The sequence below is a fragment of the Gordonia rubripertincta genome (assembly GCF_038024875.1).
Lineage (GTDB): Bacteria > Actinomycetota > Actinomycetes > Mycobacteriales > Mycobacteriaceae > Gordonia > Gordonia rubripertincta.
Map to the genome: position 1 here is coordinate 18,726 of NZ_CP136136.1, position 20,348 is coordinate 39,073.

General features: G+C 68.4%; 15 protein-coding genes and 3 pseudogenes. 5 read left to right on the top strand and 13 right to left on the bottom strand.

Features of this window, described 5'->3' with window-relative positions; translation table 11 throughout:
- Positions 1-23: 23 nt before the first annotated feature.
- The 7 genes and pseudogenes from RVF83_RS00075 to RVF83_RS00105 form a co-directional block, all read right to left on the bottom strand.
- Positions 24-1,214 carry a uroporphyrinogen-III synthase gene (locus RVF83_RS00075; RefSeq protein ID WP_085950787.1) on the bottom strand — a complete coding sequence of 397 codons (1,191 nt, stop codon included), beginning with the start codon at positions 1,212-1,214 and terminating at the stop codon, positions 24-26.
- 41 nt (positions 1,215-1,255) lie between these two features.
- Entirely contained in the window at positions 1,256-1,681 is a 426-nt protein-coding gene (locus RVF83_RS00080; protein WP_005197040.1) for a nitrite reductase (NAD(P)H) small subunit, read from the bottom strand.
- Positions 1,678-4,261: pseudogene (gene nirB / locus RVF83_RS00085) on the bottom strand (nitrite reductase large subunit NirB). The gene RVF83_RS00080 and the pseudogene nirB overlap by 4 nt, the downstream one beginning before the upstream one ends.
- Positions 4,262-4,311: 50 nt before the next feature.
- Positions 4,312-5,776 (bottom strand): annotated as a pseudogene (locus RVF83_RS00090) (MFS transporter).
- 239 nt (positions 5,777-6,015) lie between these two features.
- Positions 6,016-6,870, bottom strand: a complete 855-nt coding sequence (locus RVF83_RS00095) for a TIGR02569 family protein (protein WP_005197044.1) — start codon at positions 6,868-6,870, stop codon at positions 6,016-6,018.
- A gap of 97 nt (positions 6,871-6,967) precedes the next feature.
- Positions 6,968-8,164 carry an adenylyltransferase/sulfurtransferase MoeZ gene (gene moeZ / locus RVF83_RS00100; protein WP_005197046.1) on the bottom strand — a complete coding sequence of 399 codons (1,197 nt, stop codon included), beginning with the start codon at positions 8,162-8,164 and terminating at the stop codon, positions 6,968-6,970.
- Between the two features lie 72 nt (positions 8,165-8,236).
- Entirely contained in the window at positions 8,237-9,280 is a 1,044-nt protein-coding gene (locus RVF83_RS00105; RefSeq protein WP_005197048.1) for a DUF3152 domain-containing protein, read from the bottom strand.
- A gap of 66 nt (positions 9,281-9,346) precedes the next feature.
- On the opposite strand from RVF83_RS00105, the gene RVF83_RS00110 reads away from it, so the two are divergent.
- Entirely contained in the window at positions 9,347-10,027 is a 681-nt protein-coding gene (locus tag RVF83_RS00110; RefSeq protein ID WP_039880238.1) for a TetR/AcrR family transcriptional regulator, read from the top strand.
- Positions 10,028-10,131: 104 nt separating this feature from the next.
- Here the strand turns inward: RVF83_RS00110 and RVF83_RS00115 are convergent, their stop codons facing one another.
- Together RVF83_RS00115 and RVF83_RS00120 are read right to left on the bottom strand one after the other, a co-directional pair.
- Positions 10,132-10,362 (bottom strand): DUF3107 domain-containing protein, encoded by a 231-nt coding sequence (locus RVF83_RS00115; protein WP_005197051.1) that lies wholly within the window; start codon positions 10,360-10,362, stop codon positions 10,132-10,134.
- Positions 10,363-10,474: 112 nt separating this feature from the next.
- Entirely contained in the window at positions 10,475-11,167 is a 693-nt protein-coding gene (locus RVF83_RS00120) for a ferritin-like fold-containing protein (RefSeq protein ID WP_005197053.1), read from the bottom strand.
- Between the two features lie 335 nt (positions 11,168-11,502).
- Here RVF83_RS00120 and RVF83_RS00125 point away from each other — a divergent pair, with 335 nt between their 5' ends.
- Both RVF83_RS00125 and RVF83_RS00130 read left to right on the top strand, forming a co-directional pair.
- A complete protein-coding gene (locus tag RVF83_RS00125; RefSeq protein ID WP_119032962.1) occupies positions 11,503-13,161 on the top strand; it encodes a DEAD/DEAH box helicase in 1,659 nt (552 codons plus the stop codon).
- Between the two features lie 19 nt (positions 13,162-13,180).
- Positions 13,181-14,455, top strand: coding sequence for a hypothetical protein (locus tag RVF83_RS00130; RefSeq protein ID WP_005195207.1), 1,275 nt, complete (start codon positions 13,181-13,183; stop codon positions 14,453-14,455).
- 18 nt (positions 14,456-14,473) lie between these two features.
- On the opposite strand, the gene RVF83_RS00135 is transcribed toward RVF83_RS00130, so the two are convergent.
- Positions 14,474-15,262 (bottom strand): ParA family protein, encoded by a 789-nt coding sequence (locus RVF83_RS00135; RefSeq protein ID WP_005195209.1) that lies wholly within the window; start codon positions 15,260-15,262, stop codon positions 14,474-14,476.
- Between the two features lie 108 nt (positions 15,263-15,370).
- Entirely contained in the window at positions 15,371-15,817 is a 447-nt protein-coding gene (locus RVF83_RS00140; protein WP_039879984.1) for a hypothetical protein, read from the bottom strand.
- A gap of 131 nt (positions 15,818-15,948) precedes the next feature.
- On the opposite strand from RVF83_RS00140, the gene RVF83_RS00145 reads away from it, so the two are divergent.
- Positions 15,949-16,884 carry a diacylglycerol/lipid kinase family protein gene (locus tag RVF83_RS00145; RefSeq protein WP_174351872.1) on the top strand — a complete coding sequence of 312 codons (936 nt, stop codon included), beginning with the start codon at positions 15,949-15,951 and terminating at the stop codon, positions 16,882-16,884.
- Here the strand turns inward: RVF83_RS00145 and RVF83_RS00150 are convergent.
- Positions 16,803-18,039 (bottom strand): annotated as a pseudogene (locus tag RVF83_RS00150) (MFS transporter). The gene RVF83_RS00145 and the pseudogene RVF83_RS00150 overlap by 82 nt on opposite strands.
- A 445-nt stretch (positions 18,040-18,484) precedes the next feature.
- On the opposite strand from RVF83_RS00150, the gene RVF83_RS00155 reads away from it, so the two are divergent.
- Positions 18,485-18,739: a WhiB family transcriptional regulator gene (locus RVF83_RS00155; RefSeq protein WP_004023450.1), complete on the top strand. Its 255-nt coding sequence runs from the start codon at positions 18,485-18,487 to the stop codon at positions 18,737-18,739.
- A 102-nt stretch (positions 18,740-18,841) separates the two neighbouring features.
- Here RVF83_RS00155 and RVF83_RS00160 read toward each other — a convergent pair whose 3' ends face one another.
- Positions 18,842-20,347, bottom strand: coding sequence for a sensor histidine kinase (locus RVF83_RS00160; RefSeq protein WP_005195221.1), 1,506 nt, complete (start codon positions 20,345-20,347; stop codon positions 18,842-18,844).
- Between the last annotated feature and the right edge of the window lies 1 nt (position 20,348).

Genomic DNA, 20,348 nt, shown 5'->3' on the forward strand with positions numbered 1-20,348 from the left:
GACCTGGTCATCGTCTTCGGCAGTCATTCGTCTTCGGCGTCGTACTCGAGATCGACGGCCAGGCGGTAACCGCGTTTGACGACGGTCTGTACCATCTTCGAATCCCCTAGCGCCGCACGGAGTCGCGCGACCGCGACCTCGACGGCGTGGGTGTCGGAGCTGTCGCCGGGCAGCACCGCCAGCATCTCCTGCCGCGACACCACCCGACCGGGATTGCGCGCAAGCAGTTTCAGCAGCAGGAGGCCCGTCGCCGACAGATCCTTCAGCTCGCCGTCGACGACGACGGCCTGCCCGCGGATCGCGGTGTCGTGTCCGGCGACCCGCAGCACGTGGGTGCGGCGCGGTAGTTCGTCGGTGATCAGGCGCGCGAGCGCCCCGAGCCGGAACCGGCGCGGATACGTCGTCGGGATCTGCAGCGCCTCCAGCGGACTGGCGGTCACCGATCCCACGCACATCACCGGGACCGAGGTGCGCAGTGCGTGCACGAACTGCTGCAGCTTCCCTAGCTCCTTGGCGCGGGTGAGGATCGACGCCGCGGCCGGCGCGCTGGTGAAGGTGATCGCGTCGAGATCGCCGCGCAGCACCTGGGCGATCATCTTGTCGATGCGCGCCACGTCCGGGTGCATGTTCCAGCGGTAGACCGGGATCGGGACGACCTCGGCGCCCGCGGCACGCAGGACGGTGCAGAAGTCCGGCAGCGGTTCCCACTCGCTCGTCGCACCGTGGAGCTGTACCGCGATTCGCACACCCTCCACCCCCTCCGCGAGCAGGTGATCGAGCACCTCCGAGGAGGATTCACTCTCCGGCGACCACTCCTCCCGCAGGCCCGCGGCGCGGATCGCGCCCTTCGCCTTGGGGCCGCGCGCGATCAGCCGGCTCTCGGCCAGCGAACGCAGCACGTCCTCGGCGTTGCCCCAGCCGTCGGCCGCCTCGATCCAGCCGCGGAATCCGATTCCGGTGGTCGCCACCATGATCTGCGGCGGCGAGGCGATGATCTCCTCGGTGACCCGCTCGAGCTCGGTGTCGTCGACGAGCGGCAGGATGCGGATGGTCGGCGCCTGCACGACCCGAGCACCGCGTCGTTCGAGCAGCGCGGCGAACTCCTCGGCACGACGCGCCGCGGTGATGCCGATGGTGAATCCGGTGAGTGGCAACGGGTCGGTGGGCAACGCGTCTGGGGGCAACGCGTCTGGGGGCAACGCGTCTGGGGGCAACGGGTCTGGGTCGGTCGGGTCACCGGGAAGATTGATGGCGTTCACGCGGGAAAGAACACCTCGACGATCCGCTCGACGACGCGTACGCCGTAACTCGGCACAGAGACCGACTCATCGTCCAGGCACACACCCGTCCGCAGGGCGAAGACCTGCTTGCCCAGCGGCGAGGCCACCGTCGGCTCGCCGGCGCGGTCACCGGTGAGTCCGCGTGAGAGCACCGCGGCGCGGCCGAACGGGTCGATGTTGCCGATGGCGTACAGGCGGGAGCGGCCGGGCGCCGCCTCACGGTCGGTCTCTGCCGCGGGCAGCCGGAACAGCGCCGCCTGCTCACCGCGCGGTCCGAGGACCGCGACTCCGCGTCCGACGGTCAGGTCGTCGATCGGGCACGCCCGCGCCCAGGCTCCCTCGACCGCCCCCGACCCGTCGGCTCCGGACCGCTGTCCCGTCTCGTCTGGTGCGATGGTCATGTCGGCACTCCTTCCTTCACCGGCGCTGCGGTCACAACCGACCCGGTGTTCGCGTCTGCTCCCGGACGCACCTGCGGCATGTCGAGCAGCACCGGCACCTTACGTTCGTACTCGGCGAACCGGATGGTCGGGTCGACCACGTCGGGTGCGTTCACGAACGACACGAACCTCTTCAACTTGTCCTCGTCGTCGAGCACCGCCGCCCATTCGTCGGTGTATCCGGCGACGTGCCGGGCCATGGCGTCCTCGAGTTCGGCGGCGAGTCCCAGGCTGTCGTCGCAGACGACCGCCTTGAGATGGTCCAGTCCGCCTTCGAGGGACTCCAGCCACGGCGCGGTGCGCTGCAGCCGATCGGCGGTACGGATGTAGAACATGAGGTACCGATCAATGTAGGCGACCAGAGTGTCGTCATCCACTCCGCTCGCCAGCAGCTGGGCATGCTTGGGGCTCTGACCGCCGTTGCCGCCGACATAGAGGTTCCAGCCGTTCTCGGTGGCGATGACGCCGACGTCCTTGCCGCGGGCCTCCGCGCATTCGCGGGCGCATCCCGAAACCCCGAACTTGATCTTGTGCGGCGAGCGCAGCCCCCGGTAACGCTTCTCCAGGAAGACCGCCATGCCGACCGAGTCCTGCACGCCGTACCGGCACCAGGTGGATCCGACGCAGCTCTTCACCGTGCGGAGACTCTTGCCGTAGGCGTGCCCGGACTCCATCCCGGCGTCGACGAGGCGCCGCCAGATCTCGGGCAGCTGGTCTACGCGGGCACCGAACAGGTCGATGCGCTGGCCACCGGTGATCTTGGTGTACAACCCGTAATCGCGGGCGATCTCACCGATGACGATGAGCTGCTCGGGGGTGACCTCGCCGCCCGGCATACGGGGCACCACCGAGTACGAGCCGTTCTTCTGCATGTTCGCGAGGAAGTGGTCGTTGGTGTCCTGCAGTCCGGCCTGCTCGCCGTCGAGGATGTGATCGCTCGAGGTGGAGGCGAGGATCGAGGCGACGGTCGGCTTGCAGATCTCGCAGCCCTGGCCGGTGCCGTAGCGGTCGATGAGTTCGGAGAAGGTCCGGATGCCGGTGACGGCGACGATCTCGAACAACTCGGCGCGCGACTGGGCGAAGTGGTCGCACAGCGACTTGCTGAGCTCGACGCCAGACGCCGACAGGAGCTGCTTGATGCTCGGGAGGCAACCGCCGCAGGTGGTGCCGGCCGAGGTACAGCCCTTGACCGCGGCGATGTCGCAGGCGCCATCGGCGATGGCCGCGCAGATCGAACCCTTCGACACCCCGTTGCAGGAGCAGATCTCGGCGTCGTCGGGCAGCGCGTCCATACCGACGCCGGTGCCGCCTTCCGGGGCGATCAGTGCCGCTGGGTCGCCGGGGATCTCGCGACCCACCATCGGCTTGAGCAGCGCGTAGGCCGACGCGTCGCCGACCAGGATGCCGCCGAGCAGGGTCTTCGCGTCGTCGCTGACGACGATCTTCGCGTACTTGCCGGCGACCGCGTCGTGGTAGGTGATCTCGAGGGCGTTCTCCGTGGTCGCGAACGCGTCGCCGAAGCTGGCGACGTCGACGCCCAGTAGCTTGAGTTTGGTCGACATGTCGGCGCCGGGGAAGGTCGACGAGCCGCCGAGCAGGCGATCGGCGACGACCTCGGCGGTCGAATAGCCGGGGGCGACGAGTCCGTAGCAACGGCCCTCGACCGCGGCGACCTCACCGATGGCGAAAATGTGCTCGTCGTCGGTGACGCAGTTCGTGTCGACGAGGACACCCCCGCGCTCGGCGACCGCGAGGCCCGCGTCGCGGGCGAGCTGATCCCGGGGCCGGACGCCGGCCGAGAAGACGACCAGCGAGGCATCGATCAGCGACTCGTCGGAGAGCGTGACGCGCAGGCCGCCGTTCTCCGCGTCGGCGATCTCCGAGGTGCCGACACCGATGTGGACCTCGAGGCCGAGGTCGGTGACGAGGTTCTTCAGGATCGCGCCGCCGCCGGCGTCGACCTGCATCGGCATCAGCCGCGGTGCGAATTCGACCACATGCGGCTTGAGGCCCATCAGCTTGAGCGCGTTGGCCGCCTCGAGCCCGAGCAGGCCGCCACCGACCACGACGCCCGTCGCCCTCGGGCCGGCCGCGTCGGCGGCCGCCCGGATGTCGTCGAGATCGTCGAGCGTGCGGTAGACGAAGCACTTGGAGTTGTCGTGCCCCGGCACCGGCGGCACGAAAGCGTAGGAGCCCGTCGCGAGAACGAGTGCGTCGTAGGCGATCTCGCGACCACCGGAGGTGACCACACGTCGCCGCGCGCGGTCGATCCCGGTGACGGACTCACCCCAGATGCGTGACGACGAGATCGTCACCGTCGTAGGTGTTGCCGTCCAGCGCGAGCGAATCACGCTGCCATGCACCGACGTAGGAGGACAGACCCACCCGGTCGTAGGCCGGATCGCGCTCCTCGGAGACGATCTCGACGCGCCACCGGTTGTCGGTGTCACGCTTGCGCATCTCCTGCACGAAGCGGTGGCCGACCATGCCGTGACCCACTACGACGACGGTGTTTCGGCCGGTGCTGGTCCTGCTGCTCATTGTCTACTCCCTGTGCATTGCCTGGTGGTCGAGTTATGCCGCGGGCGAATTCAGGCCAGTGCTTCCCTGGTGGCCGGCTCACCGGTGCCATCGGTGGTGCCGGCGGTCTCCGCGACCGGCAGATCGGTGGTCTCGCCGACGACGATCGGGCGTCGTGCGTAGAACCACCAGGTGACCACCGCGGCCACCACGTAGAAGGTGAGGAACACCCCAGAAGGCCTGCGTCGCCGACTGATTGGACTTGTAGCTGGACCGCAGCACCAGGTTGATGCCGACACCGCCGAGGCCACCCGCCGCACCGGCGATGCCGATGAGTGCGCCGGACATGCTGCGCGACCAGGTGGACTTGCCGAAGGCGTTGAGCCCCGTCAGCGTCTGCGCCTTGTGTTCCCAGATCGTCGGGATGATCTTGTACACCGAACCGTTGGCGATCCCGGAGATCAGGAACAGCAGGATGAAGCCGGTGATGAAGGCCGCGAGGACACCGCCGCTGATCACCTTGCCGTTGGCGTCGGCCGACATGCCGGCGATCACGAGGATCGAGGCAGATGCGGCCATCGCGATGAAGCAGTACAGCGTGACCTTGCCGCCACCGATACGGTCGGCGAGCTTGCCGCCGTAGGGGCGGGCCAGCGAGCCGAGAAGCGGTCCGATCCAGGCGATCTGCGCTGCCGCGAGGGCGGGCTTGGAGGCGCCGGCGGAGGTGAAGCTGATGTTGAGGACCTGGCTGAACGCGAAGCCGAAACCGATGAACGAGCCGAAGGTGCCGATGTAGAGCAGGCAGATGAGCCAGGTGTCGTGGTACTTCAGGCAGTCGATCATCGCCTTGCCGCTGGCGGTCTGATGGTCGAGGTTGTCCATGTAGATCGCCGCGCCGACACCCGCGACCGCAAGTGCCACGAGGTAGATCGCGCAGACGATCTCGGGCTGGTCGGCGAAGAGCCAGATGACCAGCAGTCCGATGACCTGGACGACCGGGACGCCGATGTTGCCGCCGCCCGCGTTGAGGCCGAGCGCCCAACCCTTGAGGCGCTGCGGGTAGAAGGCGTTGATGTTGGTCATCGAGGAGGCGAAGTTGCCGCCGCCGAAGCCGGTGATGGCCGCAACCGCGAGGAACCAGCCGAACCCGAATTCGCCCGGGTTCATCATCAGCATCATCGTCAGGCCCGTCGGGACGAGCAGCACGATGGCGGAGAAGATCGCCCAGTTGCGTCCGCCGAATCTCGCGGTGGCCTGGGTGTACGGGATGCGCAGGCACGAGCCGACGAGGGTCGCGGTCGCGGCGATGACGAACTTCTGATCCATGCTGATGCCGTACTCGGGGCCCATGAACAGGGCCATCACCGAGAACAGCGACCAGATGGAGAAACCGACGTGCTCGCAGATCACCGACCACACGAGGTTTCGCTTGGCGATCGCGGCATTGCCGTTCTCCCAGGCGACCCGGTCCTCCGGGTCCCAGTCGGTGATGGTGTGGTCACGCTTGAGCTGCGCTCTGAGGTCTGCGAATGCCATGCTGCCCCGTCTTCCGATGCTTGGTGGTCACTGCACGAGCAGTGCGGGCTGTCTTCTCGACACGACAGTGAGCCGTCATATCGGACGCCGACACCGATGTCGTGCGACTGAGACCAAGCATCCCGGGGACGTGTTGCGCGGATTTTCCGCGAGGTGACCGGACCGTCACGTTGTTCTCACTTCGGCACGAAGGCCGTGTGAGAACTCCGACAAACCTCGATCGGGGCTGTGAGCTGCGGTTATACGAGCAAACGTACCAGCTCGACGACCCGCTGCAACCCGGGCAGTGCGCCGGCGGTCGAGCGCGGGTGCAGGGCGTGGACGGCCAGGCGGAACATCGTCGCCCGCAGCATCATCTGCGGCCACTCCGGCTGATCGGACCATCGCTGGACGAGTTCGGTGTCGGCGCCACCCCAGGCCAGGGCGTCGACCACCGCCACCGCGGCCGCCCACGAGGCAGGCCGCCAGTACGGGACGATGTCGGTGATGCCCGGAGCCGCGGCTCCGGCGAAGAGCACGGTGCCGAACAGGTCGCCGTGCACGACCTGAGACGGCAGCTCCACCGGCTTGCGGAGCTTCGCAAGGGTCCTCAGCATCTCGACGCTCTGCACGCCGTCCGGCGCCGTCGGCTCGGCCATGCCCGCGGCACGCGCCGAGCGCAACGGGACCTCTTCCCACGCGGCGCGGTCGGCGGCGGTGAAGACGTCGACGTCGGTGTGCGGCGGCGCGGGCGGTTGCAGCAGGAAGCGCGGACGTTCGAGAGACGCGGTCGCCTCGTGCAGACGGTCGGCGACGAGGACGACCTCGTCGTGGCGCGGTTCGGGTGTCCCGGCGATGTAGGTGTCGGCACGCCAACCCGAGACGACGTAGCGGCCGTCGGTGGCACGGAACGGGCGTGCGATCCGCATGCCCTCGACATAGAGCGTCTCGCGGACGGCGGCCGACCAGGCGGCGCGTGCGTGGTCGGGCACGAGCGACAGCACGACCTCACCGACGCGCCAGCCACCGATCCATGATTCGCCCATGGCGACGGGCGGATGGGAGGTGAGCCCGAACGTGTTCAGCACGTGTTCGGGCGGCTCGACGGTATTCACCAGGTCAGATTACCGAGCGCAGGTGACCGATTCGAGAAGGCACGCGGTGGGAGCATCCGGGAACGGATGCCCGCCCTCCCACACGGCGAGAAGGCGTTCAGTAGACCGGCAGCGTCTTGTCGACCTGGTTGGCCCAGGCGGTGACCCCACCCTGCAGGTGGGTGGCGTCGGCGAAACCGGCTCGCTTGAGTGCGGCGAGCGCCTCGGCCGACCGGATGCCGGTCTTGCAGTAGAGAACGGTCGGACGGTCCTGCGGAACCTTCGCCAGGCCCTCGCCGGAGAGGATCTCGCCCTTGGGGATGAGGGTCGCACCCTCGATCCGCACGATGTCCCACTCGACCGGCTCGCGCACGTCGATGATCGCCAGCTTCTCCCCCGCGTCGATCTTCTGCTTGAGCTCGACGGCGGTGAGCGTCGACCCGGCTGCGGCGTCGGAGGCCTCGCTGGAGACCACACCGCAGAAGTCGTCGTAGTCGATGAGGCCGGCGATGCGCTCGCCTTCCGGGTCCTTGCGGATCTTGATGGTCCGGTAGGTCATGTCAAGGGCGTCGTAGACCATGAGGCGGCCGAGCAGCGGTTCACCGATACCGCAGATGAGTTTGATGGCCTCGGTGCCCATGATCGAGCCGATCGAGGCGCACAGGATGCCGAGGACACCGCCCTCGGCGCACGACGGCACCATCCCGGGCGGCGGGGCCTGTGGGTAGAGGTCGCGGTAGTTGATGCCTCGACCGTCGGGGGCGTCCTCCCAGAACACCGACGCCTGACCCTCGAAGCGGTAGATCGATCCCCAGACGTACGGCTTGTGCGCGAGCACCGCGGCGTCGTTGACCAGATAGCGGGTCGCGAAGTTGTCGGTGCCGTCGAGGATGAGGTCGTACTGCGAGAACAACTCGATCGCGCCCTCGGGTTCGAGTCGCTGATCGTGGATGTTCACCGTGACGTACGGATTGATCTCGAGGATCGAATCCCGCGCGCTCTCGGCCTTCGGGCGCCCGATGTCGGACTGGCCGTGGATGACCTGGCGCTGCAGATTGGACTCGTCGACGATGTCGAACTCGACGATGCCGATGGTGCCGATACCCGCCGCGGCGAGGTACAGAAGCGTCGGCGAACCGAGTCCGCCGGCGCCGATGACGAGCACCTTCGCATTCTTCAGACGCTTCTGACCGTCCATCCCGACATCCGGGATGATCAGGTGGCGGCTGTAGCGGGCCACCTCTTCATTGCTCAGTTCAGCTGCCGGCTCCACGAGGGGTGGCAGTGACCCGGTGAGCGACCCTTGCGACGACACGAACGCCTCCAGTATTCGGCGAGTACACGGACTCTTGGCACAACCACCGGAGTGGCGCGCTCATTCCCGCGACTAACGCTTGGGGAAAGGCCAGGGATTCGGGCGGCAGACGAAGGTGCGATTGGCCTTCATGTCCGGATCCAGCGCCATGATCTCGGAGTTCGCGGTGCCGAAAGACTGTTGCATCATCACCGGAGCGAGCGCACCGTCTTCGCGGCACGGCTCATGCGATGCGTAGCCGAGCCCGTGTCCGACCTCGTGATTGACCAGGTACTGGCGGTAGGCGATGTCGTCCCCCTGATAGGACAGCGCCCCGCGCACCCAGCGGGCCTCGTTGAGGGTCACGCGCTCCTGCGGCGGGTAGTAGCAGGAGGTCTCCAGCCTGATCTGGTACCCGCACAGTTCGCGGGTCGTGCCGGTGGAGACCAGGGTGATACGCAGGTCCGGCTCACCGCGGTCGATGCGCCGGAAGCTCACGCGCCCGTCGCCGATCCAGCTGCGCGGATTGGCCAGCGTCATGTCGACCATCTTCGCGAAGGTCGGATCGCCGCCGTAGTCCTGCGGGTTCAGGCCGTTCTCCACCTCGACGGTGTAGGTGTACTCCTGGCCGCCGGTGCCGACCTTCGGTCCCGCACCGCGCAGCACCCGGAAGGTCTGGCGGCCCTGCGTGGTGAACGGTCCGCCCTGCGGCAGGGTGCCGGCCGGCAGCGCGGCGGCCTGGATGTCGCCGGTCGGCGCACCGATCGGGCGGGTCTCGGTGCTGATGTCGGTGTTTCGGGCAGCGGAGTCCGGGTTGACCGCGGCGGTCGGGGCCAGATCGGAACCACGCCCGTCCTGGATGGTCACCACGATCAGCACGATCGTGAGAACTGTGAGGACCGGGATGGCGTAGGCGCGCCAGCCGTAGGTCGAGACGAAGCGGCCGAGCGCCGACTGCTTCTTGTACTCGGGCTGTGCCTCGCGGTCGACGCGGGGACGGCCGCTGTCATCGGTCGGGTCCCAGCGCGCCCGAAGCGGCTGGTCCGGCTTGGGGCGTCCCGACGATCTCGGGCCGACATCCTTGGTGCGCACCGGTCCCTGATCCAGGCCGGCGCCACCATCCTCTGTGCGGCTCACGGGACAACTTTCTCACAGCGGACCGCAGATACTCCGCAGGAAGGTCTCCCGAGTACGATCTTCGCCATGTCGACCGCAACCAACGCGTCCTCGGTTCCCGGACGCAGTACGCGCCTGCCTCGCAGCGCACGGCGCATGCAGTTGCTCGATGCGGCCAGTGAGATCTTCGTCGAACGCGGCTACCACGCCGCGGGGATGGACGAGATCGCCGTGCACGCGGGAGTGAGCAAACCCGTCCTGTACCAGCATTTCCCGTCGAAGCTGGACCTCTACATCGCGGTCGTCGACTCTCACGCCGAGAAGCTGGTCAGCGATGTGAACACCGCCCTGCGCACCACCACCGACAACCGGAAGCGCGTCCGTGCCGCCGTCGAGGCCTTCTTCGACTTCATCGATCAGGACAACTCCGGCTACCGGCTGATCTTCTCCTCCGACGCCTCCGACCCCGCGGTCATCCGTCGCGTCGAAGGTGCCACCGAGGCCTGCGTGGACGCGGTATACGGCCTGGTCATGCACGACTCCGGTCTCGATCCGTACCGCTCCCGGATGCTCGCTTCCGGGCTCGTCGGGGCCAGCCAGGTCAACGCGCGATACTGGCTCGAGGCCAAGCGTCCCGTGGACAAGCAGACGGCCGTCGACACCACCGTCGCGCTGCTCTGGGGCGGTCTGTCCCACTTCCCGCGCCAGGCCGCACCGCAGACCGCCGCGGAGACGACGGCGGAGGACACCGACTCCGGGCCGGCCTGATAACCGGACCAAGAGCGCCAGACATACGACAAGGGTCCGGCGCGCACCTCGCGATCACTCGCGGCGGGCGCGCCGGACCCTTGTTCGTTGGTCTGTGTCCCGCGTCAGGAACCGAATCCGACGCGACGGTTCTCCGACGCCCCGACCTCGACGTAGGCGATCTTGGTGACCGGGATCAGGTAACGGGCGCCCTTCTCGTCCACCAGGGCCAGCAGTTGCTGCTTGCCGCCGAGCGCCGCCTCGACTTCGGCGTAGGCCTTGTCGCTGGTCAGCGACGTCGCGATGGTCAGCTCACGCGGGCTGTCGGTGATGCCGATCTTCACTTCCACGGCCATGTGCCGCCCTCCTCCGGTGTCAACAACGCTTGCCGCACAAGGCTAGTCCAGCGGTCAGGGGACCGGACAGCCGCTCCGCTGACAGCGAAAAGCGACGGGCACGAACAGGTGGTCAGTCGAGTCCGAGATCGGCCATGCGCTCGGCGTGTTTGGCCGCGACCGCGTCGAAGAAGTGGGCGACCCCCGACAGCGAGGAGCCCCCGGAGAACAGCAGGTCGGTGACCTCCTCCTCTGCGGCCAGTACCCACTGTGCGTGGGTGATGGCCTCACCCAGTAGACGACGACCCCACAGGACCAGCGCGGACTTGATCGACGGATCGGCCTCGACAGCCGCCCGGACCTGCTCGCGGGCGAATGCCGAGTTGGCGGTCTCCGCCATCACCTCGGCCATCACGGTGCGCGAGTCGGGCGGGAGCATGTCGGACAGCTCGACGTAGAAATCGGAGGCCAGACCGTCACCGACGTAGGCCTTGACCAGCGCCTCGTACCAGGTTTTCGGGGTGGTGGCCCGGTGGTACTGGTCGAAGACCGACCGGTAGCGGTCAACGGCCTCGGCGGCGGTGAGCCCCGTCATCGTCTCGACCCGTTCGGCGAGGCGGTCGAAGTGGCCGACCTCGGAGGCGGCCATCCGCGCGATCGCGATCTTGCTGGACACGTCGGGAGCCATCGCCGACTCCTCGATGAGACGATGGAAGGCGGCGAACTCGCCGGCCAGCAGCACCGCGAACAGCTTCCCGACCACGCGGTCCTGGGTCTCGATCGCAGCAACCGGGGTGATGTCGGAGGGTTCGGAAACAGGCGCCATGAGGTGATGGTAGCGGCCTCTCCGGAAGCACCAAGTACACTCGACCACGGTGCACTCCGACGGGACCCCCCGGCGCCTGCCCGCTGAGCTGCGCGATCGTCGCGTTCTCGCCGGCGCGAGCGTGTGGATGCGGCCGATTGGATCTGACGACGACCCCTCGCGATTCTCGCGGGATCGAGACAGCGAGTAGCTCGCGGGATCGAAGAGTTCGTCTCACGACCCGGCCGAATCCCCGGTCCACCACGACATTTGCGCGCGCACTTTCGAGCTTTTTCCTCGTGCGCGCAGGAATCACACGCGCGCAAGAGAACTGGCCAGAAAGGCAACAACCGCACATGAGCGATTCGGCCGTGCAGACGACCATCGTCGACGAAACCCACACCGCCCCCACCTTCGCCGAACTCGGCGTGGACGAGCGTATCGTCTCGGCACTCGCCGAGGACGGCAAGACCCAGACGTTCGCCATCCAGGAACTGACCCTCCCCCTCGCCATGGGTGGGGACGACCTCATCGGTCAGGCCCGTACCGGCATGGGCAAGACCTACGGCTTCGGCATCCCGCTGCTCCACCGCCTCGCCAACGCCGAGGCCTCGGGTGTCCGCCCCCTCGACAACACCCCCCGCGCGCTGATCATCGTGCCCACCCGCGAGCTCTGCGTGCAGGTGACCAGCGACCTCGAGATCGCCGCCAAGAACACCGACGTCACCCTTGCCCCCGGCGCCGGAAGCGGAGCGAGCGGGCCGAAGGACACTGTCACCAACCGCATGCTGAAGATCACCTCGATCTACGGTGGCCGCCCCTACGAGGCGCAGATCGCCGAGCTTCAGTCGGGCGTCGACGTCGTCGTCGGCACCCCGGGCCGCCTGCTCGATCTCGCCCAGCAGGGCCACCTCGTGCTCGGCAAGGTCTCGATCCTCGTCCTCGACGAGGCCGACGAGATGCTCGACCTCGGCTTCCTCCCGGACATCGAGCGCATCATGGCCGCGCTGCCGACCCCGCGCCAGACGATGCTCTTCTCGGCAACCATGCCGGGCCCGATCGTCACCCTAGCCCGCACCTTCCTGCACCGGCCCACCCACATCCGGGCCGAGAACGCCAACGACTCGGCGGTGCACGATCGCACCAAGCAGTACGCCTACCGTGCGCACGCCCTCGACAAGGCCGAGCTCGTGGCCCGCATCCTGCAGGCCGACGGCCGTGGCGCGACGATGATCTTCACCCGCACCAAGCGCACCGCACAGAAGGTCGCCGACGACCTCGCCGAGCGCGGGTTCAAGGTCGGCGCCGTACACGGTGACCTCGGTCAGGTCGCCCGCGAGAAGGCACTCGGCCGGTTCCGGAACGGCACCATCGACGTCCTCGTCGCCACCGACGTCGCCGCCCGCGGCATCGACATCGACGACGTCACCCACGTCATCAACTACCAGTGCCCCGAGGACGACAAGACCTACGTGCACCGGATCGGCCGTACCGGTCGTGCGGGCCGTACCGGCATCGCCGTGACCCTCGTCGACTGGGACGAGCTGCACCGCTGGGAGCTCATCGACAAGGCCCTCGGACTCGGCATCCCCGAGCCGGTGGAGACCTACTCGACGTCGGAGAACCTGCGTGAGGATCTGTCGATCCCCGAGTCGGCCACCGGCCGCGTCGTGGCCGCCAAGCCCGCACGCGACCCGAACGAGACCCGCGAGACGCGTGAGGACCGGGAGCCGCGCAAGCGGTCGACCCGCACCCGTCGTCGTACCCGCGGCGGCCAGGGCTCCGAGAACGGCGACTCCGCGAAGACCGAGAACACCGCGGAGTCCGCCGACACGGCCGAGAGCGGCGAGTCGGCAAGCAGCGACACCCAGACCTCCGGTGAGGACAACGGCGACGGCGCCTCGAAGCCGCGTCGCCGTCGCCGCCGTCGCGGTGGCGCCAACCGCAAGCCCGCGGGCGAGAGTTCGGGCGCCGGCGACGCGACCCCGGTCTCCGCTCAGTCCGCAGCCGAGTAACCCACCACGAGTCCCACGCGTGGCACGCGTCAAACCGGAGCGGCGCCGGCCGATCGATCTCGCGGTCACCGCGACCATCATCGTGCTCGTCGCCGTCGCCGGGCTGATCGCCTGGCTGGTGAGCCCGGTCCGCGGGACGACCAGCGTCCAGGCGCAGTCCACCCCGACCGAGGTCGAACAGCCCGCGGCGGTTCCGGCCGCCTTCGCGCCGCGCTGGCAGGCCTCCTCCGATGCCACCGTCGCCCCGGCGATCGCCGATTCGGTGGTCGTGACCGGCGACGGTGGCACCGTCATCGGTCACGACCCGGCGTCCGGGGCCGAACTGTGGTCATACCGCCGGGATCTCGACCTCTGCGTCGTCGACACCGCCTGGACCGCCAGCAGCGACCTCGCGCTCGCCGTCTATCGCAATTCGCGGGGCTGCTCGGAGGTCACCGCCCTCGACGCGAAGACCGGAGCCCGCAAGGGCTCGCGGACCAGTGACGCCGACGACGAGCTACGCCTCGTCAGCGACTACGGGTACGTGGTCGCCCAGGGTTCCGGACGACTGGAGACGTGGGGTTCGAACCTGGTCCGCGGCATCGAGTACGGCCGCGTGGACGCGCCCGTGCGCCCCGAGGACGAGGCGAAGCGCAAGGACTGCGTCCTCTACTCCTCGGCCATCACCGGCGACCGCATGTCCGTCGTCGAACGGTGCGCCGACGACCCGGGCTACCGGCTGACCGTGCTCGGCGCCCTCCTCGACGACGACGAACGCGTCGAGCAGTACGGTTCGACGCTGATCACCGGTGACGTCAGCGGACCTCCGCCGGTGGTGATCGCGATGTCGTCGACGGGTATCGCCGTCTACGACGGTGGTGCGAGTCCGGCCGAGCCGCCGGCGCTCGGCGGCGACAGCGGACCGTCGATCCGCCGCTTCGACTCCGAGGGCGTGGCCACCGGTTCCAACACCGTCGCCGGGGACGCGGTGCCGCCCAAGGGCAGCGTCCCGATCGAGGGCAACGGCATCGTCACGTATTGGACCGGCAAGGCCACCGCGGTGCTGGATGCGCAGAGCCTCAAGCCCATCTACCAAGTGCCGGCGACGCTCGGCCCCGGTCAGGTGATGGCGGGGCAACTCCTGCTGCCGAGTGCGTCGGGGATCAGCGTGCGCGACGTCGCCGGCGGCCGTGAGATCCGTTCGATCCCACTCGCCCGCAGCACCGCACCGGACGGCGTGGTGAGCCTACGGGTCATCGGCGACACGGTCGTCGAACAGCGCGGCACAACCGTCGAGGCCTTCGGACCGGCCTGACCTCGTCCGCCCGACGCCTCAGAAGTCGACGGTCCGCACGTCCTCGCCCGCATCCCAGTGCTTCCACAGGTTCTCGGCGAGTTCGCGATATGCGGTGGCGCCCTTGTTCTTTCGACCACGCATGACCGATGTTCCGGAGGCGGAGGCCTCCGCGAACCGGACCGTGCGCGGGATCGGTGGACTCAGGACCGGGAGGTCGTAGCGATCGGCGACGTCGGAGAGGACGTCGCGGCTGTGCGTGGTCCGGGCGTCGAACAGCGTCGCCACCGCACCCAGCATCTTCAGGTTCGGGTTGGTGATCTGCTGGACCTCGCGGACCGTGCGCAGCAACTGCCCCACGCCGCGATGGGCGAGTGTCTCGCACTGCAGGGGCACGATCACCTCGTCGGCGGCGGTGAGGCCGTTCAGCGTGAGCACGCCCAGCGACGGCGGGCAGTCGACGATGATGACGTCGAAATCCTGCCCGACCTCGGCGAGTGCCCGCTTCAGTGCGTACTCACGTCCCGGCCGCATCAGCAGCAGCGCCTCGGCGCCGGCCAGGTCGATGGTGGCGGGCAGCAGGGTCACCTTGTCCTCGGTGTCGAGGAGCACGTCGGCGATCTCCTCGTCGCCGAGGAGCACATCGTGCACCGACGACTCCAGCTGATCGGGATCGTGCCCGAGGGAGAACGTGAGACAGCCCTGCGGATCGAGGTCGACGACCAGCACCGACACGTCGAGGTCGGCGAGGGCGGCTCCGAGGGACTCGACCGTGGTGGTCTTGGCGACCCCACCCTTCTGATTGGCAATCGCGAGGATGCGCGTCATGGGCCCTACTGTACGGGCGGGCGGTACGGAGTCGAGGAATAAGAGTCAGCGTCGGGGTAACAACTGGGTCAACTGATCGGAATGCCCGATTCCGCGGCCGCGAGCAGGTCAGTGATCGGGTCCGGGATCGTCCGCGAGCCACCGCATCGCGGCCGGACTGAACAGCATCACCAGCACCCCGACGGCGGCAAGGGCCAGCGGCACACTGAACACCGCGAGGCCGCTGGTGAACAGGTAGTACGCCACCGGGAGCAACAGGATCTGGGCGATCATCGCAATCGACCGCCCCCAGCGTCGCCCTGTCCACAGGGCGACGCCACCGGCCAGGACACCGCCGCCGATGATCGCGAACCAGGCCGCGGTGCCGTAGCCGCTGATGGCCGTCTCCTCGTGTCCGGCGAGACCGCGGATCACCAGTATGGCCGCCACCACGACGCCGATCAGGCCCTCCACGGTGGTCACCGCGCCGGCCACCTTGATCTGGGTGGGCGTCACCGACGGATCGACGTCGATCTCATGCCGGTCCTGCTCCGGGCGGTCCTTCTCCGTGCTCACGCGTCCAGGGTATTGGGCGCCGGTGGGGAGGTGCCTGCGCACCCCACGACGCCCGTTCCCCGACCTTGCCGAGGAAGGGCGGATTGCGCGGTTGTGCCACCGACCCCATATCCTCGGGTGTCGTGCGCGTCATGCTCATCGTCAATCCCTTCGCCACCGCGACCAGTCCGGCCGGGCGCGATGCTCTCGTGCACACACTGAGCGCTCACTTCGACCTCGACGTCGAGCTCACCACCCACCGCGGACACGCCTTCGAACTCGCCGCCCGCGCGGCCGCGGAGGATTTCGACACGGTCGTCGTCCACGGCGGCGACGGCTCGGTGAACGAGGCCACCAACGGCCTCCTCGATCCCCCGGGAACGAGCGACCCATCGCGGCGCCGGCCGAGCCTGGCCGTCATCCCGGGCGGCAGCGCGAACGTATTCGCGCGCACCCTCGGCATCGACCCCGACCCGCTGCTCGCGACCCAGCAGATCATCTCGCTCCTCGACTCCGGGGAGAGCCGTCGAATCGGCCTCGGGCACACCGACGACCGCTGGTTCCTGTTCAACACCGGCATGGGCATGGACGCCGTCGTGGTGCATGCGATGGAGGACAAGCGCCATGCGGGCAAGGCCGCCACGCCTGCTCGGTATCTGTGGACCACCGTCAGCAGTTTCCTCAAGCAGGCCGGCAGCTCCGCGACGTTCGACGTCGAGATCCCCGGCCGCGACCGGATCGTCGGCGCCCGTTTCGGTTTCATCTCCAACACCAGTCCGTGGACCTACCTCGGGCCGCGCGAGATCCGCACCAATCCGACCACCGGTTTCGACACCGGACTCGGCGTGTTCGTGGCGACGTCGACCGGGGTGTTGCGCAACCTCCCTCTCGCCACCCGGCTGCTGACCCAGGCAGATCCCAAGGCACATCATCTCTTTCGTGACGACGACGTCGACGAGGTCCGGTTCATCGCGGAGGCACCGATCGACGTCCAGATGGACGGCGACTACATCGGCGCGTTCCGCGACATACGTTTTCGCCATCGGCGCGACGCCCTGACCGTCATCGCACCCGCCGCCACCGCATAGGGTGACGCGGCGGTCGCGAACAACGCCGCCGGTCCCAGATGCGCCGATCCCGCAGCCCATCCGGTGAAGGCGAGGATCGCGATCATCTCCTCCCCCACGCCCGCGATCGACGTGACCGTCGCCCGCGACGCGGAGTCCAGACAGTCCTGCAACGCGGCGTCGGCGACCACCAGCGCCCACCCGAAGATCCCGAAGGCGACGGCCACGCCGACGACACCGGCCGGGTGACCCCAGAGCGCGGCCACGATCATCGCTGACGCGCCGAGTCCCACCGCGGGGCCGATCGCGGCGACGTTCCGGACGCGCCGGGCGGCAAGGGAACCGCAGATGTCGCCGGCCGCAACCACGATCATGAGCAGTGCGACGGCCTCCGGCGACGCGGCATCCGACACCGGCCCGCCCAGGAAGGACTCGACCAGCAACGGCAGGTACTCGTCGAGCGCCGCGACCCAGGTCAGGGCGACGACCAGGATCAGCAGCCGGCGTGCGGTCGGTCGGTCGCGCAGGTGGCGCAGCCCACCGCGGAGGATCGGGAGCCACCCGGCCGGTTCGTCGAGGTCAGTGGTGCCGGCATCCGGCGTCACGTCCTGTCCGGAGCGCTCCACTCCGGTACGGCCCGTCTCCGGTAGTCCTGCCGAGACCAGCGCGCAGAGCGCGCAGGCCGTGACACTTGCGACACCTGCCGCGGTGTATCCACCCCAACTCGAGGAGTGGCACCGCCAGGGTCGTGCCGCCGACCACCCCCACCGCGGCCGCCGCCCGCATCGCCCCCGAGAGTCGGGCGTAGTCCTGCGACCTGCCGAGATGCGCGAGTTCGTCGTAGACGAGCGCCTGGGTCGTGCCCGAACGCAGCGATCCGCCGATCGCCCACAGCACGAAGCCGGCGGCGAAGGACAGGAACGAGGGGGCAAAGGTCCAGAGCGCGAAACCGGCGCCGGCGACCAACGGCCCCGCCACCAGCAGGCGGCGTCGCGAGAACCGGTCGGCGAGGACCCCGGTCGGCACTTCGACGATCACCGTCGACAGTGACCACAGAACGAACAGCGCACTGATCTCAGCAGGCGACAGCCCCGCCCCGGGGACCGTGGGGTCCGCGAAGAGAATCGCGTAGACCGGGTAGAGCGGGATCAGGTCCTCGAGCAGGGCAGCACCCACGGCGCAGCCCGCCAGACGCCGCTGCGGACCCCGGTCGCCAGGGCCGGAGCGGAGTGGTGTGGATCAACATCGTCGACGCATGTGAGCAAGAGTACCCGCCGCGTCACTCCACGTCACGAGGGATTTTGCGCCATCCTGGGGTCGCGACCAGCGGAAACTCATCGACATCACCCGCGGGGTGCGCGTAGGCTACTACACAGACGGCAAACCTGCTGTCCGCACCCCCCGTGGGGTCGGCTTTGGCTGGAGTGGTAGGCGCGGGACGTGATGTTGCCCACGTGTTGACCGAGAACCATTGACTTCGGCTGGATTCGTGAAAGTATTCACAAGCAACAACGCGGAAACATTTGGTGCGGCCGCGTGAACTGAGAGTTACCAGCCGAACAATCAGCAAGCAATCAACTAATCGAGTGGTGCGCGGAAACGCGCCTGAAGGAGTAGTGGAATGGACTGGCGTCACAAGGCCATCTGTCGCGACGAGGATCCGGAGCTGTTCTTCCCCGTGGGAACCAGCGGTCCGGCCATCGCGCAGGTCGCCGACGCGAAGCTCGTCTGCGCACGGTGCCCGGTCACCGCTGACTGCCTCTCGTGGGCCCTCGAGTCGGGCCAGGATGCAGGCGTCTGGGGCGGCATGAGCGAGGACGAGCGTCGCGCACTGAAGCGTCGTACCGCGCGTACCCGCACCCGCAGCAGCGTCTAGGCTCATCCGAGCCGGCGTTCGCCCGGATTCGAAAAAACCCGGCCACGGCCGGGTTTTTTCGTGTCCGGCAACGGTTTTCACCACCCGGATGACCGCGCCAGGTCAGGAACGCAGCGGGATGTGCACCCCGACTTCGGTCCCCACCCCTTCAGGGTTCGGCCGGACGTCGAGTTCGCCGCCGAGTTCGATCGAGACCAGTGTCTTCACGATCTGCAGTCCGAGGTGATCGGAGGTCGCCAGGTCGAAGTTGTCGGGCAGTCCGGAGCCGTTGTCGCGTACCGCGATACGGAGGTTGCGTACGTCACGTTCGGCGATGACCGCGATCTCGGCGTCGGATCGGGGCGAGCCGTCGAATCCGTGCTCGATCGCGTTCTGGATCAGTTCCGTGAGCACCATCACCAGCGGCATCGCAAGTTCCGCGGTGAGGACGCCGAGCCGGTCGCGGTGACGCACCGTCACCCGTGACTCGTTCGACGCCACGTCGACCAGGATCGGGACGAGACGGTCGACGACCTCGTCGAGATCGACCTCTTCGTCGACGCTGCCGGACAACAGTTCGTGAACCAGGGCGATCGACGCGACGCGCCGCACGGCCTCGTTCAGCGCCTCCCGCGCGTCGGTGTTGGACGTGCGCCGGGCCTGTAGGCGCAGGAGCGCCGAGACCGACTGCAGATTGTTCTTCACCCGGTGGTGGATCTCCCGGATGGTCGCATCCTTGCTGATCAGCGCACGGTCGCGCCGTTTGACCTCGGTGACGTCGCGGATGAGCACGACGCTCCCGGACTCCTCCCCCTTCGGGCGGAGCGGCACCGCCCGGATGAGGACCGTCGCTCGTCGGGCATCGGCCTCCACCCGCATACCGATGTCGCGGTACGGGCCGGTCGGCACCTCGGCCACCCCGGCGGCGATGTCGAGCATCATCGCGACGTCGTCGGCCTCGAACGGCTCGGTGACCAGTTGTTTCACCACGTCGGAGAGTCGAGTGTGATTGAGTTCCGCCGTCCATCCCATGCGGTGGAACGCGGAGAGCGCGTTGGGGCTCGTGTAGGTGACCGTGCCGGTCCGGTCGAGCCGGATGAAACCGTCACCGGCGCGAGGCGTCGACAGTCCCCGCGGATTGCCCTCCTCGTGCGGGAACGTGCCGTCGGCGACCATCTGGCACAGATCGTCCGCCGAGTCCTGGTAGGCGAGCTCCAGGGGCGACGGCAGCCGCGGGTGGGTGAGGTCGACGGCGCGCGTGAGCACGCCGATCACCGCACCGTCGAACCCGACCGGGACGGCCTCCTGCCGCATCGCGGTGGCGCCGAACCACGTCGGGTCCTCGTCGCGGAGGACCTTGTCGGACTCGAAGGCGCGGAGCACCTGCGGATGCACCGAGGTGTCGATGACCCGGCCCACCTCGTCCGTGGGGAAGACGGTCGACGCGGTGTTGGGCCGACACTGCGCGACGGTGACCACGGCCCCCTCGTCGGTACGCACCGACAGCAGGAAATCCGCGAAGGAGAGGTCGGCGAGCAACTGCCACTCGGCGACGAGGCGCTGCAGGTGCGCGGCAGCTGCGTCGGAGAGCGTGGTGTGCTCGGCGAGCAGGTCGGCAAGGGTCGACATG